The 18,167-nt window shown below is 42.3% G+C and carries 21 protein-coding genes, 1 tRNA gene and 1 pseudogene; 14 read left to right on the forward strand and 9 right to left on the reverse strand.

Annotated elements, in window-relative coordinates:
• Positions 1 to 99: 99 nt before the first annotated feature.
• The 3 genes and pseudogenes from MKZ09_RS34435 to MKZ09_RS13605 all read right to left on the reverse strand — a co-directional run bounded on the left by MKZ09_RS34435 (position 100) and on the right by MKZ09_RS13605 (position 3,552).
• Positions 100 to 899, reverse strand: a pseudogene (locus tag MKZ09_RS34435) (ATP-dependent DNA ligase).
• A gap of 95 nt (positions 900 to 994) precedes the next feature.
• The gene (locus MKZ09_RS13600) at positions 995 to 2,050 is read right to left on the reverse strand and encodes a cohesin domain-containing protein (protein WP_076202460.1); all 1,056 of its coding nucleotides are present in this window, start codon (positions 2,048 to 2,050) and stop codon (positions 995 to 997) included.
• Between the two features lie 620 nt (positions 2,051 to 2,670).
• Positions 2,671 to 3,552 carry a hypothetical protein gene (locus tag MKZ09_RS13605; protein WP_076136088.1) on the reverse strand — a complete coding sequence of 294 codons (882 nt, stop codon included), beginning with the start codon at positions 3,550 to 3,552 and terminating at the stop codon, positions 2,671 to 2,673.
• A gap of 483 nt (positions 3,553 to 4,035) precedes the next feature.
• Here MKZ09_RS13605 and MKZ09_RS34440 point away from each other — a divergent pair, with 483 nt between their 5' ends.
• Genes MKZ09_RS34440 through MKZ09_RS13615 form a run of 4 tightly spaced genes read left to right on the forward strand, consistent with a single transcriptional unit; the run spans position 4,036 to position 4,850 of the window.
• A complete protein-coding gene (locus MKZ09_RS34440; protein ID WP_141240308.1) occupies positions 4,036 to 4,128 on the forward strand; it encodes a LexA family protein in 93 nt (30 codons plus the stop codon).
• Between the two features lie 58 nt (positions 4,129 to 4,186).
• Complete coding sequence (locus MKZ09_RS13610; RefSeq protein ID WP_256715148.1) at positions 4,187 to 4,318, forward strand: hypothetical protein; 132 nt, start codon at positions 4,187 to 4,189, stop codon at positions 4,316 to 4,318.
• On the forward strand, positions 4,297 to 4,530 hold the full coding sequence (locus MKZ09_RS34445; protein ID WP_081386922.1) for a YolD-like family protein: 234 nt from the start codon (positions 4,297 to 4,299) through the stop codon (positions 4,528 to 4,530). Before MKZ09_RS13610 ends, MKZ09_RS34445 begins: the two co-directional genes overlap by 22 nt.
• 47 nt (positions 4,531 to 4,577) lie before the next feature.
• Entirely contained in the window at positions 4,578 to 4,850 is a 273-nt protein-coding gene (locus MKZ09_RS13615) for a group-specific protein (RefSeq protein WP_076202463.1), read from the forward strand.
• A gap of 394 nt (positions 4,851 to 5,244) precedes the next feature.
• Here the strand turns inward: MKZ09_RS13615 and MKZ09_RS13620 are convergent.
• The 3 genes from MKZ09_RS13620 to MKZ09_RS13630 form a co-directional block, all read right to left on the reverse strand.
• Positions 5,245 to 5,316 (reverse strand) — tRNA-Val (locus MKZ09_RS13620).
• Positions 5,317 to 5,466: 150 nt separating this feature from the next.
• Positions 5,467 to 5,769, reverse strand: coding sequence for a hypothetical protein (locus MKZ09_RS13625; protein WP_036686108.1), 303 nt, complete (start codon positions 5,767 to 5,769; stop codon positions 5,467 to 5,469).
• A 157-nt stretch (positions 5,770 to 5,926) separates the two neighbouring features.
• Positions 5,927 to 7,141 (reverse strand): copper amine oxidase N-terminal domain-containing protein, encoded by a 1,215-nt coding sequence (locus MKZ09_RS13630; protein WP_081394196.1) that lies wholly within the window; start codon positions 7,139 to 7,141, stop codon positions 5,927 to 5,929.
• 202 nt (positions 7,142 to 7,343) lie between these two features.
• Between MKZ09_RS13630 and MKZ09_RS13635 the strand changes: the two genes are divergently transcribed.
• The 4 genes from MKZ09_RS13635 (at position 7,344) to MKZ09_RS13650 (ending at position 9,605) form a co-directional block, all read left to right on the forward strand.
• Positions 7,344 to 8,417 (forward strand): site-2 protease family protein, encoded by a 1,074-nt coding sequence (locus tag MKZ09_RS13635; RefSeq protein ID WP_076202851.1) that lies wholly within the window; start codon positions 7,344 to 7,346, stop codon positions 8,415 to 8,417.
• Positions 8,418 to 8,516: 99 nt separating this feature from the next.
• Complete coding sequence (locus MKZ09_RS13640; protein WP_076136092.1) at positions 8,517 to 8,729, forward strand: hypothetical protein; 213 nt, start codon at positions 8,517 to 8,519, stop codon at positions 8,727 to 8,729.
• Between the two features lie 107 nt (positions 8,730 to 8,836).
• Positions 8,837 to 9,280: a GNAT family N-acetyltransferase gene (locus MKZ09_RS13645; RefSeq protein ID WP_076136093.1), complete on the forward strand. Its 444-nt coding sequence runs from the start codon at positions 8,837 to 8,839 to the stop codon at positions 9,278 to 9,280.
• Between the two features lie 85 nt (positions 9,281 to 9,365).
• Positions 9,366 to 9,605, forward strand: coding sequence for a DUF3892 domain-containing protein (locus MKZ09_RS13650; protein WP_036686113.1), 240 nt, complete (start codon positions 9,366 to 9,368; stop codon positions 9,603 to 9,605).
• A gap of 64 nt (positions 9,606 to 9,669) precedes the next feature.
• Here the strand turns inward: MKZ09_RS13650 and MKZ09_RS13655 are convergent, their stop codons facing one another.
• Entirely contained in the window at positions 9,670 to 10,407 is a 738-nt protein-coding gene (locus MKZ09_RS13655; RefSeq protein ID WP_076136095.1) for an MBL fold metallo-hydrolase, read from the reverse strand.
• A gap of 164 nt (positions 10,408 to 10,571) precedes the next feature.
• Here MKZ09_RS13655 and MKZ09_RS13660 point away from each other — a divergent pair, with 164 nt between their 5' ends.
• Complete coding sequence (locus MKZ09_RS13660) at positions 10,572 to 11,126, forward strand: copper amine oxidase (RefSeq protein WP_036686116.1); 555 nt, start codon at positions 10,572 to 10,574, stop codon at positions 11,124 to 11,126.
• 80 nt (positions 11,127 to 11,206) lie between these two features.
• The gene (locus MKZ09_RS13665; protein WP_036686118.1) at positions 11,207 to 11,518 is read left to right on the forward strand and encodes a DUF1292 domain-containing protein; all 312 of its coding nucleotides are present in this window, start codon (positions 11,207 to 11,209) and stop codon (positions 11,516 to 11,518) included.
• A 130-nt stretch (positions 11,519 to 11,648) separates the two neighbouring features.
• On the opposite strand, the gene MKZ09_RS13670 is transcribed toward MKZ09_RS13665, so the two are convergent.
• On the reverse strand, positions 11,649 to 13,124 hold the full coding sequence (locus MKZ09_RS13670) for an aminotransferase class I/II-fold pyridoxal phosphate-dependent enzyme (RefSeq protein WP_036686120.1): 1,476 nt from the start codon (positions 13,122 to 13,124) through the stop codon (positions 11,649 to 11,651).
• Positions 13,125 to 13,221: 97 nt separating this feature from the next.
• Here MKZ09_RS13670 and MKZ09_RS13675 point away from each other — a divergent pair, with 97 nt between their 5' ends.
• From MKZ09_RS13675 to MKZ09_RS13690, 4 genes are all read left to right on the forward strand, one after another.
• The gene (locus tag MKZ09_RS13675; RefSeq protein WP_076136097.1) at positions 13,222 to 14,511 is read left to right on the forward strand and encodes an MFS transporter; all 1,290 of its coding nucleotides are present in this window, start codon (positions 13,222 to 13,224) and stop codon (positions 14,509 to 14,511) included.
• Between the two features lie 381 nt (positions 14,512 to 14,892).
• Positions 14,893 to 15,489 carry a hypothetical protein gene (locus MKZ09_RS13680; RefSeq protein WP_036686566.1) on the forward strand — a complete coding sequence of 199 codons (597 nt, stop codon included), beginning with the start codon at positions 14,893 to 14,895 and terminating at the stop codon, positions 15,487 to 15,489.
• 259 nt (positions 15,490 to 15,748) lie between these two features.
• Positions 15,749 to 17,164, forward strand: coding sequence for an NADP-dependent phosphogluconate dehydrogenase (gene gndA / locus MKZ09_RS13685; RefSeq protein WP_038570246.1), 1,416 nt, complete (start codon positions 15,749 to 15,751; stop codon positions 17,162 to 17,164).
• Between the two features lie 144 nt (positions 17,165 to 17,308).
• Positions 17,309 to 17,857: a shikimate kinase gene (locus MKZ09_RS13690; protein WP_256719159.1), complete on the forward strand. Its 549-nt coding sequence runs from the start codon at positions 17,309 to 17,311 to the stop codon at positions 17,855 to 17,857.
• Between the two features lie 4 nt (positions 17,858 to 17,861).
• On the opposite strand, the gene MKZ09_RS13695 is transcribed toward MKZ09_RS13690, so the two are convergent.
• Positions 17,862 to 18,167 carry a rhodanese-like domain-containing protein gene (locus MKZ09_RS13695; RefSeq protein ID WP_036686126.1) on the reverse strand — a complete coding sequence of 102 codons (306 nt, stop codon included), beginning with the start codon at positions 18,165 to 18,167 and terminating at the stop codon, positions 17,862 to 17,864.

Genomic DNA, 18,167 nt, shown 5'->3' on the forward strand with positions numbered 1-18,167 from the left:
TTAGAAATTATGAGTTGCCACGTTTGTCCCGTAGCGATTTAGATTCTGAACAAACATAAAATAACCTGTCAAGCTTATGCCGGAAGGGTCTATTAGTGCTTATACGATAAACTCTGTAAATACTGGGCTTCGAAGCATGCCAGATTTGGTCCAGTTCCTCATTCTTACCTTTGCTTGTAGCCGTGGTTCTAAATGAACTAACTCCTTATCCTCACCTTTAATTAGTTGCGGTGCTACAACTCTGAATGCCTGTTTATGAATTGGTGAAGCACCGAGTTCAATAATCCCAGCTGGACGTAGTTTTCTGGATGTACTGGATGGAACAGCAGCCAGCCAACCAAATTCTTGTTTGCGATATTCGGTTATGAAAACATCAGCATAGGTCCAATTGATGACCTTTTGCCATGCGTGAGAACGGCGGCCAGTCTCATATACGCTATTTTTACGTTTACCCACTAGCCTTCCTTACCGCGAGTTTCGATCTGCTCAAACAATGCCTCTCCAGCACCTTCAACGTGAGGCGCTACTCCAAAGCTATCAGACGGTAGAGTTAACCCCGCCAGTATCTCCTTATGGCTCATCAGGGGCAATCCATGCAGATCCTGATCTTTGTACATTAAGATATCAAAGATGGCGTAATACGCTGGGAGTGTCCCAGTGAGTTGAGTTATTTTATCAGCTCGTCTCGCTTGAAAACGACTCATAACAGATTCGAAATCTGATACTCCGGTTGTAGGATCAACACAAGCTACTTCACCGTCTAAAACAACATCGTCCGCAAATGGGAGATGTAATTAGTTTCCGGACTCTTGAGAATAAATAAGACGATGCCCATCTATCTTTGGTTCATATATGTAATCGCTGTGACTGAATGGTCCGGTAGCAGTTTGTAATAACATAAGTGTAGGTGTTATAAACGTACAAAACCTCCTCCATCCAATTATAGCTCTTGGCTACTAAGGATAGAGGAGGTAAGAGTTGGGAGGCTATTTTATTAGCTGTTAGGCAAATAGTTTGGGTTACTTAATATTTGATCCACAATATAAAGAAGGTCATCGTCATTGACGTACTCATCACCAGCTTGCTGAGCGTTGTATTTTACCGGGTCAACATCCGCCGCCAAATACTTGAAATATCTGGCGTCAATCGCTAGATCAACCAAGGTGAATTCTCCTGATTTGTTGACATCTGTTGCTTCAATTATGATGCTGTCCTCTAAACAGTTTTCTTTCTCAAGATCATATTCCTGCTCCGTATCAGCAATCCTAGCTTTTGTGGAATCGACAACTGCTGTTCCTATGGCTTTCGCCTTGAACTTCAATTTCAGAATAACTGTGTCTTTATTAATCCCGTAGTCTTCACCTTTGCTGGCTACGATAAAGCGTAGAGTACCGTTTAAGTCGGTTGGTGTGTTGTATACTTTATAGCCAGCAACCTCTTCAAATCCAAGATACTGTAGGTGTTGATTGTCATACTTTATTTCAAAGTCTTCGGCATAAATATCTTTTACATTTTTAAGTGAAATTCCTGTTGTGAACTCTTGACCTACTCTTACCTTTTCCTTTTCGATCGTCACATCAAGTGTAGGATTCAGGACTGGTGTTGGTGTCTTTTTTACAAAAACTTTTAAATCATATAAAAAGCCTGGGCTTCCTTCTGTACCAGTTCGTGCAAGAGTTATTTTTTTAACTCCTTTTAAGTCTAAAGTTGTGTAACCTCCACTTCCTCCAGCGACAGTAGTATTACTCGTTCCATTGTCATAATTGAAAATTATTGCAACACCTGCCCCATAAATTCCACCTACTGAGTAAGATGAATAACCCGAAATATCGATAGGATTCTCAAAGGAAATAGTATAATGATTGTACATTTGGGTGCCTGTGGTATTATTATTGTCGGTAAAACTAAGATTTTCAATAGTGCTATTTGCAATTACAAATGGTTTTCCTGATAGATAATCGTATACGTCCTCCGGCACACTTTCTGCATGGATCTTACTTATAGGCAAAAGTAAAGTTAATAGAAACGTAAGAAAGAAAAGTTTTTTCATTATACACCCCTTGGATAATTTTTATCGACAGGAAAATATCTTTAGTTCTTAATTTCCTGTAGATTTTATTAGTTCAATATATGTTGGAACTGCGACGAATCAAATGTTTCGGATTCCATAAATCAAATGAGCATTTTATGTACTAAGTTTATAAAACAATACTTCTCCTTTCTTCTTAGAATGAGAACCCAATAACAATACAAGCTCGATAAGATTATTACAATAAATGGGTTTCGTCCAAACATTTTTTTGTATATATGGTATAAATATATTAAATTCACCATTTATACATAATCATTCCAATTGCGAAAAAGCTCGTGTTTGTTAAGCAATAGTTTGTTCGGTATGATGCGTACATACTTTATGATAGTTTCACGCTTTGTTATAAGGCAGAAATTCATTTGGAGTAATACTTCCAAAGAAGAGTTAAAGACAATTCTTTAGAGGATTAATATCTACTTGGATTAACCTTGCAGGCGTAGCTGAGCAGTCGAGATAGTGTCTATAGGTTGTTCTGATATATGGGAAGCGAATATTGGTACTGCCAGTAACATACTTAAATTTTGTGAAAATAAAAAAATCCACGTCAACCTGAAGTGATTGGCGGGGATTTTTTCTATTTATTCGCTTGTAATATACTCACTAACTTCAAAGGTAAGTATCTTATCGAATACAACATAGTCTTTACGTTTGCTGAACGGACCTTTATTGTTTGAATGCTTATCAATAGCATATGATCCTGCACCTCTGCCTGCATCGCGAGCATCGTACCAGTTCAAATATGCATTCACTTCAGCAATCGGTAGGTCATATTCTTTTTCTGTTCCATTCACCAGTGTAATAGTAAGAATCGCTCGATCGCCTGTTGGTTGTTCTGGAGTTGCTGAAGGTTTTGGCGTCACTGTTGGTGTTGGTGTAACAGTTGGGCTAGGGGTACTTGTAGGTACTGGAGTAGCTGTTGGTGTTGCTGTAGGTGTTGGAGTAGCGGTTGGTTCAACTGTTGCAGTTGGTTGCGGCGTTGACGTAACTTCTGATGAAAACAGATCAAATTCTTTAACATACTTGTTATTACCATCATATGAAACCATCATAATATATTCAACATCTGTAATTGGTTTAGGCGTTTTAATTTTGCTACCTTGTAACATTAAACCTCGGCTAACAGAAATGCCATCATCAAAAAAGACCCAAGTATTGGACCCGAATTTTTTGTACTGTAGAACAACATACAGATCGCCATAAAAACTGTAACTATCGATCGTTGTCGGAGTATCAAATTTATAATATACACGACGATCAGGTGTGCTACTATGTCCTACTTGTGCCACGGTGCTTAGGTCGCCGTCTGTGGCTTCTGTAACTTTAACGGTTCCCATCGAACCGAGGGAACCATAAGTTAACGGCTTACCGTTAAGTAATCCACCTTCTTCGGCTGAAACTCCAGTAATCGGTATAATAGTGAAGATAAGCAAAAACATCAAAATAATTTTAATCTTTTTCATACAAAGCTCTCCCTTATAAATTATGTATTTTTTCCAATATCTTATGAAGTTTACCCATAATAAAGGATTATGTCTAAACATTAATACCTATATATGTAATAAAATGATTCGGATTCACAGATTTATTTACTTTAAATTCCAGATAATGAATGTGTTATGTCTTGATTATAGAACATTAGTTTGGTTACACAAACGTTCTTATTTTTTGGGGGCTATCAACGTGCATATGCGGATTGGTAAACCGTTGAAATTGTTTACTAAGATAAAGTTGGCAAAATTACTCAGCGCAAAATTGAAGTTAAAGGTATAAAGGACGGAAAGATTCGTGCAACATGCTTAAATACAGGAGCACCAAGATTGTTTCTAATGGTAAATATATTAGCTTGGCAGCCAAGTGATAAAGGAGCAATTGCATGAAGCCATTAACGGATAAAGAGAAAGAAATGCTCAGATCATTAATTAAGATGATCAAAATAATTCACTATCCACCAACTACGTGAACTTGCTAGGGAGGTAGGGTTGTCATCTACAGTGGTAATACATGCGCACATGGAGCGCTTGAAGAGTAAGGGGTAAATACAGAGAGGTAACATGCCACGAGCATTGAGAGTTATTAAGGGAGTCGACGAAGACAATGAAATCACAACAGCGTAAGAAACTTGAAGGTAATGGTCTTTGGGAGGGAAGTCGGATGTTAATGCCTGAACATAAAAATAGGATTCTGGACGATCCGCTAAATGAAGGGTGCGATCAAAGCCTGATTTAGATTCCCAAGAATTAGCTGAAATCTCACAGGTATTAGCTCAATCTTTAGAGGATTGTAGTCTCATCACAATTACATTGTTTGGGGAATATGAGGACAGATCCATCCATGGGATAATCATGAGAGTAGATCAGCACCTTAGACAGATTAAGTTTCGTTATGGCGAGGATTGGGATTGGATTAAAATAGAGGACATTATTGGAGCAAGTTCGTAATAAAACTTTGATGTACCGTTTATATGAAGATGTAAGGAGTTTGTGAGATGAGTGATGGTAAGAATTTAGTTACTATTAATATAGATAAATCGGAGATATTATTAATCTGCCGAGAAAAAATAGAGAAATTACTTGATGAAATAGATAATGAGTACGTATTTTGGGATACAACAGAGCTTGAAAAACGAACTTGTAAGAGTTGGAATTCAATTCAAGATACATTTTTCTTTGATGATAGATTTCCAAAATATAAAATCGGTGGGAAATGGTATGATCCGGTTAAAGAGACAAGTGCTTTTTTTGGAAAAGTGGCTAAGTGAACAAAAGCAAATAATTGTTGATTGGGAGAAGTTTGAAGAAGAGGTGCGATGAAACATATGAATAAGCACCATCAGTTAATGGTGGGGCTTATATGCTGGTCATTGGTGATAATTCTGGTTGCTAAAATGTTAAGAGTGCAGCTTTCATTTTTTCTCTTCAACTAATAGATTTACCATAATACTGACTGTACACTTTTTGAAGTTGGCTTCTCCAGATAACATTTATTAAAGTAACTGAGAGGGCTGCCTGAGTTGTGAAAAAGATAGCCCATTTTTTTATGAGAAGAAAAATTTCGTCCTCAATCCGTCCCCAAGAGCAAGATTCACAAATTTATAGAGCGGCATCGATGATCGAAAAAAAGAAAAAGCCTTATATAATAAGGCTTTTTCAGTATAGGACGGATGGGGTTCGAACCCATGACCCCTACCCTGTCAAGATAGTGCTCTCCCGCTGAGCTACCGTCCTGCGACGAAATTTATAATACCATATGAGAGAGTAGGATGGCAATTCTTTTTTATAATCTATATAGATGTAGAGTTGTATTTAAGCTTAATTTTTTCCGATTTAGTATTTAATAGCTAGAAAGGGGATGACCCTTCATCCCCCTGCACCGAGTCAGATAAAAAACGGGAGTAGAAATAGACTGCTTATTCCGAAAAAAGGGATACGGCGTGGATAGAAGCGGCGTCTTGGGTAAAAGCCGGGCTGGAACCCGAATTGTCTATAGTTCGACTGCTCAGCAGGCATTCCATTCATACGATCGACCATTTCGTTGCTGGGAACCGCAAGGGTGATATAGTTCTGGTCCACGTGAGCGATGAAGCCGTCAAAGGATTGACCATCAGTCGTTACTATACCTACATATTTATTCATGCAATTCCAAGCGACCTGTTGATGAAAATTTGTATTTGATTCCATGGATATCCTCCTCGAATGTTTCAATCCTGATAACAGTCTATGGTCCTTAGCCTACAACGTTCACGGCGTTTGCCTATATGTAGGAAGGTTAATTTTCAGGGATAATCACTGAGGAGGATCTGTCCTTTAATCAATACATATACTTGTGCTGTACTATCTAATCAGTAGTATTCTTGGAGTTATTGGAATGACCTTCAATGGAGTAGATTACTTCTTTTTTGCCAGTAAGCGGGGAGTCATTTATAAAATACAATTTGTCACCGCTGCGCTTTACGAATTTCAAAGTATCTCCTTTAAAAGGAACATCGTTATTTTCCGCGTATTCCTGATCCTTTGCTGTAAGCAACTCCTTGTACAAAAGGGTCCGCTCGCCTGTTTGGCGGTCGATTAAGGTAAGCAATCCATTCTGATTTCCACGAAGCAGTATGATTTCTTTATCAATGCCTTCTACATAGTAAGCATCTTCCTCGCCACCCAGCTTTACAAGATCAAGAGTATCTATTACATTGCCCGTGCCGTCTTGGATAAAACGTAAGGTATTACCATCATGCAAGATGAGGTTGCCATCATAAGGTTTGAAATCCGCATCTCCTCTGAACTGGTAAGCGAATGTGGCCTTGCGTAGTAACGCACCATTTTTGAATATGAGTGTGATTTCGCGTGTATTAATATGAGGCTCTCCATAGGAATCAATAATCTTAATGACTAGCAGACCCCCCGCCGTTTTCTCGATCTTCATTCCTGCCCAGTCAAAGTTTGTTTGGAGTGAAGTGAGTTTTATCACCGTATCCTTGCCTTGTGAGACATATAAATCACCACTAGCTTTGACCAGCGTATAGGTACGCCCTCCAAAGGATTCTGTGAAAACATTGTAGGTCTTCAGATCATCTGCTAAAAGTGTGTTCGTTGTGGAGTCCAGACGGAGATGGCTGCCTTCGAAAGCCTTAACGATAAAACGGGCCGGCACATATATTCCATCTTCTTTGGATTTAAAAGGTATTCCTCCTAGATCTACCGCTTTCCCGTCAAGCACGCCAGTTTGACTCCCGATTCGAACAGCAAAACTTTTAGTCCAGCCTTTGAACAGAGCACGTTTGCCGGATTTATCCCATTCCATTTTTAAGCCAGTTTGCTCAGCGATCCCCCGAACATCTACGTAGATTACCCCATTTTTGAGCAGCGCAGGTCCGCCTATGTATCCACCAGGAATGCCAAATTGGTAGTATACTTGCGAAGGATTAGCAGAGGAAGCTTGGGCGAGCACAGAGGACTCCGATACAGTTAATGAAGAGCTTGCTGACATGGTGGCAGGGAGTAAAAGTGTTGAGAGCATTAAGACGGATAACCAAGCTTTGGAGTGAAAAGAGAGCATATGAACCAATCCTTTCTTTATTTGGCAGTAAAATTTATCCAAGATAGTTGGTTTGACGCTGAAACGTTTCTAAAAGTTGCGTCGTATACTTTCCGAAGGGCTCACTGTAGAAATATCCTTAATGCTTCTATGATAAGATAGATGGAACTGTACAGTAGTTTCTTAAAATTGAAAGATAAAGGAGCTTGTGATCTTGCCGCAAATGCAAAATGAGCAGAAAAAGAATACTTCTACTCCGCTGAAATGGTTGGGGGGCGGAGCCGCCATGCTCCTGTTAAAAGGAAAGGCGATTTTGTCTCTGCTGAAAATAGGTAAAATTGCCGGGCCGTTAATTTCCATGATGGTTTCGATAGGGGCATATGCTTTGATTTATCCGTGGGGGTTTGCTATAGGTATCGTCCTGCTTTTGCTTGTTCATGAATTGGGCCATGTTATAGCCGCTAAGCGGATCGGGTTACCCGTCAGCGCTCCGTTATTTATTCCTTTTTTAGGCGCGTTAATTACTATGAAAAAACATCCGCTGGATGCGAAGACAGAAGCGTATGTTGCTTTTGGCGGGCCAATTCTGGGTACTATTGGGGCTACTGCTGTGTTTGGAGCGGCATATTATATGGATAGTCCGCTTTTTTATTCCCTGGCTTATATAGGCTTATTGCTTAATTTGATTAACCTGCTGCCCATCCATCCGCTAGACGGTGGACGTATTGCTACCGCAGTTACGCGCTGGCTGTGGCTTGTGGGTCTGGTGGGTGGCTTAGCTATAATCGTTTACTTGCGTTCGATTTTGTTTTTTATCATCTGGGCAATGTTTGCTTACGATCTGTATAATAAATATGTGAAAAGACGTAACAACAACCGGCCGCAGTCTGTGACTAAGGGATTCTTAATTCCCGTGGAGCCCTTGCGAGAGGCGGGTTACATGATTCCAGGAGCTGAGCATCGCCGGGATTTACCTTTTACTACCTACAGTGATCTAGAGAGACAGCAGTATGTTGTGGTGAGATGGGATCAGCTGAATTATTATGGCAAAGCTACACTGCCACAGCAATGTATTATTGAAAAGGTAAGAATTTCGCAGCTGGAGCAAGTAACGTTAGAGAATGGTCTTCATTTAAAAATGCAATGTGACATAAGCTGTACCGTGCACGATAATGATAAGTATTACGATGTGCCAGCCAGAACACGCTGGAAATATGGAACAGCTTATTTTGTTTTAGCAGGCTTTTTGGTTGGGATGATGTATTTAGTCCATTTGGTTGGAAACGTCAATCTCTAAGAGGGCAACTGGAATGAATAGCTCCTATTGTTTATAAAGCTCCTGAATCGTCAAAGCTGTAGTGAGTATAACTGCAGCTGCGATGAAAGGAGCTTTTTTATGTCTAAAATTGTGAAATGGGAAGTCGGCGTTTGCCTAGTGTTACTACTGGGTGTAGTGGGGTGTTCTACGGCGAAACCCGCAAAAGTTATCGAGATCAATGAGATGACCAATCTGGATGGCAAATCTAAAAGTCAGTATCCTCCGTTGTCACCTGTGATGCAAGACGTATATAACCGTTCAATCCCTGAAGAAGTATATTCTGTGGATTAGTCTACTGAGAGGTTACGGATTCCATGTGTAGGCTTTTCTTTCTTGTCATTATTTTATATAATAGACAACTATCGTTGGCTACATAGAGAGAGGAGTTTGCAACTAACATGGCGGCAGAAATCTTACGGGTAACTACAGAGGAACAGCTTCAGATGGGGCTGGATATCCGCACTAAAGTATTTGTTGAGGAACAAAAGGTACCGGCCGAGGAAGAAATTGATGAATACGATGCCATCAGTCCGAATGCGCACCATATTCTGATTATAGATGAAGGGATACCTGTAGCAACAGGTAGATTGATCTATTACAAAGCAGGTACGGCTAAAATGCAGCGCATCGCCGTATTGAAAGACTATCGGGTCAAAGGATACGGACGTGTCTTGTTGCTGGCGATGGAAGAGCTTGCTCGGGAGCTTGGACTGGAAGCTTCGATTCTAGATGCTCAGTGTCAGGCAGAGAATTTCTATAAAAAGCTTGGCTATGAAGTTATTTCTACAGAGCCATTTTATGATGCAGGTATATTACATGTACGGATGCAAAAAATGCTTTAAAGATGGTGCACATAATTATTGGATTCTTTACGCAAGCTAGGATGTGCCGAATGATGGCAAATCCAAGTGCAAGGGGCGAGCTAAAGTGCCAAATAACGAACGTGAATCTTTCGTAGCTGTTCAAAAAAATGGAGATGGCGATTTAACAAGCTTCCAGACCTCTACAGGACGTGTGCTGGCTTATGACCAAGCCCTACAAGAAGTACAGGCCGGAAATATTGCCGGAGTGAACGCTTTTAAAGGTAAGGATGGAGAAACTTATATTCGCGGAGATGCGGATGGAGATCCAACTAACAATCTGGATAATTTGCCGACATTTTCATAGTTCAACACGAAAAGCCGTACATACGTCAACAGACGTTTATGTACGGCTTTTTTATATGCAAAGATCAGAGTTTATAGTTCACATGCTGCTCTAAAAATTCCATCTCTCCTGTAAGTCCGACGAAATCTGGTTGTTCATCGCTATAATGCATGAGCTTGATCCGCTCACGAACATCTTTAGGCAGAGACATCAGCTCTTCCAGTGTGGTGTGAACAACGCCTGTTCCACCTAGTTGGCAGTCATGCAGGATGATCCGGATCCCGCGCTCCCGCACAAGGCTAATCAGTAGATCCGGCTGAAAGGTCATGTCCGCACTATAAAAAATCTCGTTATTTATTAGAAGGGAATAACTGTTTTTGCCGGGAATATGCGGTGTTTGTATGATCTCTAATGAAAGAGTAGGAGAGAGCTTGTAGGTATTTCCAGGCTGCATGGGCTTAACATCGAAGATATCAGATAAGGAAGATACAGCATCTTCTTGGTATAAACCTCCCTTTAACGTATTGTTCCACAAGGGCTCTATAAGTGTCTCCGGAAGAAGTAAGATCATTTTTTTACCGTGCACATGCTTTAAGGTTAGCGCAAGCTCTTCCAGCCCTCCAACATGATCCGCATGAATATGTGTAATGAGCGTTGCATTTACGTCACTGAAGGATTTTTCAAGTCTATGCATGGCAAGCGGGGCTGTTATCCCGCAATCAATCAGCAGGGTGTAATTTTCATCTAGCAGCAAGCCATTGTTGTTAAAATATTTTTTCGCAAAAGCATTGCCTGTTCCTAGCATTTGTAGGCTTAGACTCATAAGAAAGAACCCTCCTGAAATCGGTTATAGCTAATGTTTCTACTTCGAATAAGACCATAATATCATTTTTCGCAAGATCAATGAAATATTTACCTGAAATCAGCGCAACTTGCTGAAACAAAGTAAGTATATATTAACAGCATGAATTATCTGGAGGGTCTCAAATGAATAGATGGAAAAAAATCACTTTGTGCGTGTTTGCTTTTTCCTTAATGGGTGGCTCATTATTATTCGCCGATTCCGTTAATCAGAAAATTAGAGTATGGAGCAACGGAAAAGAAATTGTAGACGGCGGTTATCTAATTGATGGAAAAACGTACATTCCTGCTAGAGAAACAGGCGGGGTTGTTACTTGGGACGGTTCTGGGAAAGTTACGATCCTTAAACCTAATGTCCATATTGTACTTTTTAAAGGGGATACGGTTTTTGGCAATGTCAACGTAGGCAAGCTGAAAATTAAGATATTAACTCAGGTAGATAGTCTGACCGAAGAGATTTCAGCTGTGAAAGTGGCCATGACAGATCCGTCTGGAAACGTTAAGGATATTCAGTCACAGGTGCTTGAAGGCTCGCAGAAGGATAATTTCTGGTTTCCAACCTCGGAGTTTACTTATGATTTTAAAGAAGCGGGCAAATATCGGGTAGGCTTCTATATTAAGCCCTCCAAAAATGCCGATTACGTACTTGTGTCGGAGAAGGTAATAACAGCGTTAAATTAGGTGTTCTAAATTGACCTGAACTAATCTAACGTGGTACGATACCAGATGTAGGATAATACAATTCAAAGTGAGGTATTACAATGAGCGATCACAAACATGAGCATGGTGAAGCATGCGGTTGCGGGCATGATCACGACCATGAGCACGAGGAGTTTGTGCTGACCTTGACGAACGAGCAGGGCGAAGATGTGGAAATGGTGCTTGTAGAAACGTTCGACATAGGCGAGAAATTATATGCTCTGTTGTTAGAGCGCGAGAATCCAGAAGCAGACGGCATTATTCTGCGTATGGAAGAAGAAGACGAAGAAATGGTATTGTATAATATCGAAGATGAAGAAGAATGGAAAGCTGTTGAAGAAGCTTACAACAATCTGCTTGCTCAGCAAGAATAGATTCTAGCGACTAAACTTAAGCTGTTCTATGTGAATGGGACAGTTGATGCTTATATACAGAAACCCGATACTTATTATGGTATCGGGTTTTTGTATAAATGATTTAAGTTTTTAAGGAAAAAGATAGATCTTAGGATATAGGATCGGCTTCAACAATCACCTTAACATTAGTGATGCTGCGGTCTTCAGGACCTTTAACCGGCAGGCCGATTTCGACGTGGTCGATAATGTAGTCGATATTATCCTGAGTAATGACTTCGCCAGGGAGGAGAATCGGTATCCCCGGTGGATATACATAGATAAACTCTGCAATGATGTACCCGGCAGATTCGCGGAACGGAACTAACTGAGTGTCAGCATAAAAAGCATCTCTTGGAATCAAAGCAAGCTGCGGGATTTCTGGAACCTGAACCTTCAGTTCATAGATTTCACCCTTGCTATAATGTATAGCGGACAGCACCCGCAAAGCAGCTAATAATTTATCTACTGATTCTTGAGTATCACCTGGGGTAATAAGGCAAAGAATATTATACATGTCACTCAGTTCAACTTCGATGTTGTATTTCTCACGCAGCCAGTTTTCTGTTTCGTAACCAGTGATCCCTAAATGGCGAACGTGAATGTTAAGTTTGGTTGGATCTAGATCGAAAGTTGCTTCTGTTCCAAGTATTTCTTTACCAAAGCTGTACAAGCCTTCGATAGTGTTAATGGTCTCGCGTGCGTAGTTGGACAATTGGATGGTTCTTTCCGCCATTTCATGTCCGTTCAGCGCGAGATTGCGTCTAGATGTATCGAGAGACGCTAATAAAATATATGAGGTTGATGTTGTAGTCAGCATGCTCATAATGGTCTGCACCCGTTGTGGGTTAATCAGCCCAGTCTTCGCATTTAGATTCAGTACCGAGCTTTGCGTCATGGAACCACCAAGCTTATGCACACTAGTGGCAGCTATGTCCGCACCGGCCTGCATGGCCGATACCGGCAGATCCTCATGAAAATGAATCAGTACTCCATGTGCCTCGTCCACCAGAACGGGTACCCCGTAACGGTGAGCCAGGTCGACAATCGAACGCAGGTCGGCACATACGCCGAAGTACGTTGGATTGATAACTAGAACTCCTTTAGCGTCTGGATGACGCTTTAACGCTCGTTCCAGCGCACTGGTGGTTATGCCGTGATCTATCCCGAGATTCTCATCCTGTACAGGCGAGACGAACACAGGCTTGGCTCCGGAGAAGATAATGGCCGACATTACGGATTTATGAATGTTACGCGGCACAATTATTTTTTCACCCGGTGAGCAGACAGAGAGGATCATCGTCATGATGGCATTGCTCGTGCCCTGTACGCTAAAATACGTATAGTCGGCGCCGAAAGCCTTCGCAGCCAGCTTTTGAGCCTCCTGGATTACGCCAGTTGGCTGATGTAGATCATCAAGCGGTGCGATGTTGATTAGATCTATGGATAGAGCGTTATCGCCGATAAACTCACGGAATTCGGCATCGGTTCCTAGCCCCTTCTTATGCCCGGGAATATGAAATTGAACTGGATTGCCGGCGGCATGCTTTTTTAGAGCTGTGAAGAGGGGAGTACGGTGTTGATTCATTTAATGCTGTCACAACCTTTCGCGAATAGTTAATTTTTAAGGCAAGCATCAGTATAACAAAACAATCTTCAGAATACTAGGATTTGGATGTGATAGAATGTCCACGAAAGCTGAACAACGGATGAATATTAGTTTAGCATCACCATTTATTGTGGAGATGTGGGTAATTATTTTTTTAGTTGAATTTGTTAAAGGTTCGCTGCTTGTCGCCTTATTGCCAGTGTATATGGAGAATATACTGGGGCTGTCGGTGACAGTAGTGGGATTCGCTTTTGCCCTACAGTATTTGGGGGACAATGTCTTCCGCAGCCCTTCAGGCTGGGTTATGGAGCGCATAGGGTTCCGCTGGACGATGACAGGTGCATTGTTGCTGATTCTAGTAGCCATTGGTTTGATAATCTATGCCAAAACGGCCGTTGCGTTATCCATCGCCTGTCTCATTCTTGGGATCGGAACATCTCCGCTTTGGCCATGTGTGATGACCGGGATTACCGAGCTGGCCGGATCAACCAAAAGCGGCAGCAGTGGTGCGGCCATGGGCGCTGTTGAGATGGCTTCTCTCGCAGGAACAGGAATCGGTCCAATTGTTGTGAATTTTTTAATGGATCAGGGTGGACAAAGCTATCACGTAGCTTTTCTAGTCTTGTTAGGTTGTGCTGCCGCTGTAGTTGTAGTAGCCCTTTTCTTACCTAAACGAATCTCTTCTAGCGGGTCTCATGCTGTCGTGAGGGACATGCATGGACTTGGCGGAGCAATGGAGCGAAAAAAGCTAAGTCCGTTAGAAAGTATAAAAAGAACGCTGCATCAGGTGAGAACTACGCTGAAAGTCAGCAGATGGCTGTACCCGGCGTTGTTCCTACAGGCCTTCGCCATTGGCTTGATGACACCTGTAGTTACCTTATTTGCACGTACAGAGCTGCATGTTAGTCCCAATCAATTCAGTTTGCTCCTCATTGCAGGGGGAGGGATTACAGTTCTTGCACTTATTCCCGCAGGTAAGCTGGTGGACCGTATAGGGACAACGGTGTTTCTGAATATAGGTTTTTTGTTAGCTGCTTTTTCGCTGGCCTTTTTCTCTCAGGTTCGCTGGCTGCCACTTGCCTTTATCGCGGTGGCATTGGTCGGTATAAGCTACGCGCTTATCCTCCCGGCATGGAATGCCTTTCTGGCTAAGCAAGTTCCTAAGGGGGAACGAGGGACGGTCTGGGGGCTGTTCCTGACACTTCAAGGCTCAGGAATGGTAGCGGGGCCAGTATTGTCAGGAAGATTGTGGGATCATGTAGGACATGGTGTCCCATTCCTGGCAAGTGCCATTGTAATGCTGCTGCTCTTCGGGTTGCATCTGCTTATCGTGCATAGAACGAAACAGAAATTTAAGACTAGCTGAGGAAAATAAAAAGCCGCTGATGACCGGAGAATGATCCGGTTTATCAGCGGATTTTTTAGAAAATTAGAAGGACATACGATATAACGGAATTAAGTTTCGAAGGTCTTCTGTATGACACAGTGCAGCTGAAGGACTAGAGTGTCTATGCTCCAAAAGGGCTAAAAGGCATTAAAATTCTCGATCAGCGTTTGGAGAAAGGCTGTTGCGGGTAAAAATAGTCAATAAACCAAGTTACCGCTACATAAACTGAAGTATAAAATAAGATTAAGACGAACGCAAAAAGGAAGTTAACTCAAGAAGAGGTCCGGCAGCCATGATTACTCTGGAATTGAACTAATGAAGGTTGGCTTTACAGATGTGAAGTTGTTAGGGGGGAGTGCCGTGAACAAAAACGACGAGGTGGAATATTGTAACCTGGAACTGCGGTTCGACAGACAGCATATCCAGGACCTGATCAAGGATTTGATTCAAGAAGGTTATTCCCTATATTGGAGCGAGAATGAACAGGTCTTTGTGATTTCGGTCCGTACGGGTCGTAAGTTAGTGAAATTGCGGTTTCAAAGGATTAAAGACGGCTATAAGCTTGTGGGCGATTATATGATCCGTGATGCTCGCTTGTCAGAGTGGATGGAGAAATTAATTGGGGATATGCGCGGGCATGCTATCGTTAAACGTTTCCGGGATCGGCAGATTATTATAGAAAATATTTTGTTTGGCGAAGTGATTCGCCTAGTTGAAATTTCTGGTTATCAGCAGCGCGTGTTATATCAGAAGGGACCTATGCTCACAGATGAGGAGCTGACAAGACTCTTTTATTCTATTGAAGGGGAAGAACGGGTTCGCCAGCGGAGAATTGAAGTGGATGAACAGTTGGATCGGTTAAATGATGCACTAAAAGCTGGAGATACGGTTCGTGCGGACAAATGTCGAGCTGAGCTTGCCTTTTTGACCAAGGAATTGTTTATGTTAGAATGGTAAGCAAGTGCCGCAAATGTTCTTTCAAGGCACCCCGTTCATCGGGGTGTCTTATATTTGTATTGGAACTTGCAGACAGGGGTTCACTTCTGACGTTAAAAACGTTAAAATAGTCATTGTGATCATTTCTTAGACTGAATTTGTCAATGAAATTGATCTCTATTCGCAGGGCAGGCTTTGCTGTCTCTGATAAAGGGTGGTATTCTTATACTGCGAGAAATGGATTTCACAAAAATATAGGGTGCAAAGGGTGGAGGACCAGATGGCAAAACAACAAATCGGCGTTATTGGCTTGGCGGTAATGGGCAAGAATTTGGCTCTAAATATCGAAAGCAAAGGTTTTTCCGTATCCGTATTCAACCGCTCCCCGGAGAAGACACATGATCTTCTTGCTGAAGCGGAAGGTAAAAACCTCGTAGGCACATTTTCCGTTGAGGAATTTGTAGCTTCGCTGGAAACACCGCGCAAAATTCTGATCATGGTTCAAGCTGGTAAAGCTACTGATGCTACCATCGAGCAACTGCTGCCGCATCTTGATCAAGGCGACATCATTATCGACGGAGGGAATGCTTACTTCCCTGATACAGTTCGTCGTAGTAAAGAGCTGGAAGAAAAAGGTTTCCGCTTTATCGGTACTGGAGTTTCCGGTGGTGAAGAAGGGGCACTTAAAGGTCCTTCGATTATGCCAGGTGGTCAAGAAAGTGCGTATAAACTTGTAGAGCCTATCCTAACGGCAATCTCAGCCAAAGTGGACGGAGAGCCTTGCTGTACATATATCGGACCTGACGGTGCAGGACACTATGTTAAAATGGTGCACAACGGTATCGAATATGGTGATATGCAATTGATCTGTGAAGCTTATCAGTTGTTGAAAGATGTTCTAGGTCTGGATGCAAAAGAACTTCACAATATTTTCAAAGAATGGAACAGCGGCGAGCTCGACAGCTACCTGATCGAGATCACTACTGATATCTTTGCTCAATATGACGAAGAAACCGGCAAACCTATGGTTGACGTTATTCTTGATTCCGCTGGCCAAAAAGGTACTGGTAAATGGACAAGCCAAAGCTCACTAGATCTTGGTGTACCTCTGTCCATGATTACCGAATCCGTATTCTCCCGCTTCCTGTCTGCTATGAAGGATGAGCGCGTAGAAGCAAGCAAAGTGCTTAACGGACCAGAAGCAACAACATTTGAAGGCGACAAAGCCGAATTCATCGAGAACGTGCGTAAAGCATTGTTCGCGAGCAAAATCGTATCCTACGCGCAAGGTTTCGCTCAACTTCGCGTAGCTTCCGACGAATATGGTTGGGATCTGAAATATGGCGAGCTGGCTAAAATCTGGCGCGGCGGCTGCATTATCCGTTCCCGTTTCCTACAAAACATCACAGATGCGTATGAAAACAATGCAGAGCTTAAGAATCTGCTTCTTGATCCTTTCTTCAAGAATGTTATGGACAATTACCAATCCGCATGGCGTAAAGTCATTGCTTCTGCGGTAACTTTGGGTGTTCCAGTCCCTGGATTCTCCAGCGCATTGGCTTACTATGACAGCTACCGTACAGAACGTTTGCCTGCTAACTTGCTTCAGGCTCAACGTGATTACTTTGGCGCTCACACCTTCAAACGTGTGGACAAAGAAGGCGTCTTCCACCACAACTGGATGGCAGCAGAATAATCTAATTGACTGAATGACAAGCGGCCCGGACGGCTTCACCAGAAATGGGGAGCCTTTCGGGTCTTTTTTTACTGGAAGAAGCGGATTGTCTAATGTTTTGCCCCTGTGTTATGATATGACAAATATCGCGGTTGGAGGATAGTCATGGCTGGGGATACTGAAGAACTAAAAACGATGAGTCAGGAAGATAAGAACAAAAACATTATTTTAGTAGGGATGATGGCAACTGGTAAGTCAACCGTTGGTGCTATTTTGGCCGAGGAGCTGGGCTATGAGCTGGTTGATTTGGATCATGTCATTATTGAGACTGAAGGCAGAAGCATTGCAGAAATCTTCGCAGAAGATGGCGAGGAGTACTTTAGAAGCATAGAAACTGCGGTTCTAAAGCAAATGCTAGAGTCTGAGAATAAATTAATATCCACTGGTGGAGGCGCGGTATTGGCGCCGGGGAATACAGCCTTAATGCTGAGTAAAGGGCATGTGGTTGCGCTAACGGCAACTGAGGAAGAGATTATTGCACGTGTTAGCGGGGATGAGAATCGTCCGCTGCTCGCCGGCAATGCAGAAGAACGGGTCAGACGAATCATGGAAGATCGCCAGGATGCCTACCTATTCGCGCATTACACGGTCGATACAACGGGACTGACTGCGGCAGAAGTGTCGCAACATATTTTAATGCATTACCGCGGTTGAGCTTTTAAGAGAGTGTTTCATTCCATTCAATCATACCGCCGCTAAGGTTCGCAGCGTTATAACCAAATTGCTGTAGATATTCGCAGACACGTTGGCTGCGGGCACCGGAACGGCAAATGAAGATCACTTTGGCGTCGCTTGGAATATCCTCAGTACGGTGCGGAATTTCTCCCATAGGGATATGTTGTGCACCGGGAATCATCCCAAAGGCCACCTCTTCGTCTTCGCGAACATCGATGAGTACAAGGTCTTCACCTGTCTCTATACACTGCCGTAATTCTTGCGGTGTGATTTGTGGTACATTATGCAT

Source organism: Paenibacillus sp. FSL R5-0908 (assembly GCF_038006245.1).
GTDB lineage: Bacteria > Bacillota > Bacilli > Paenibacillales > Paenibacillaceae > Paenibacillus_AQ > Paenibacillus_AQ odorifer.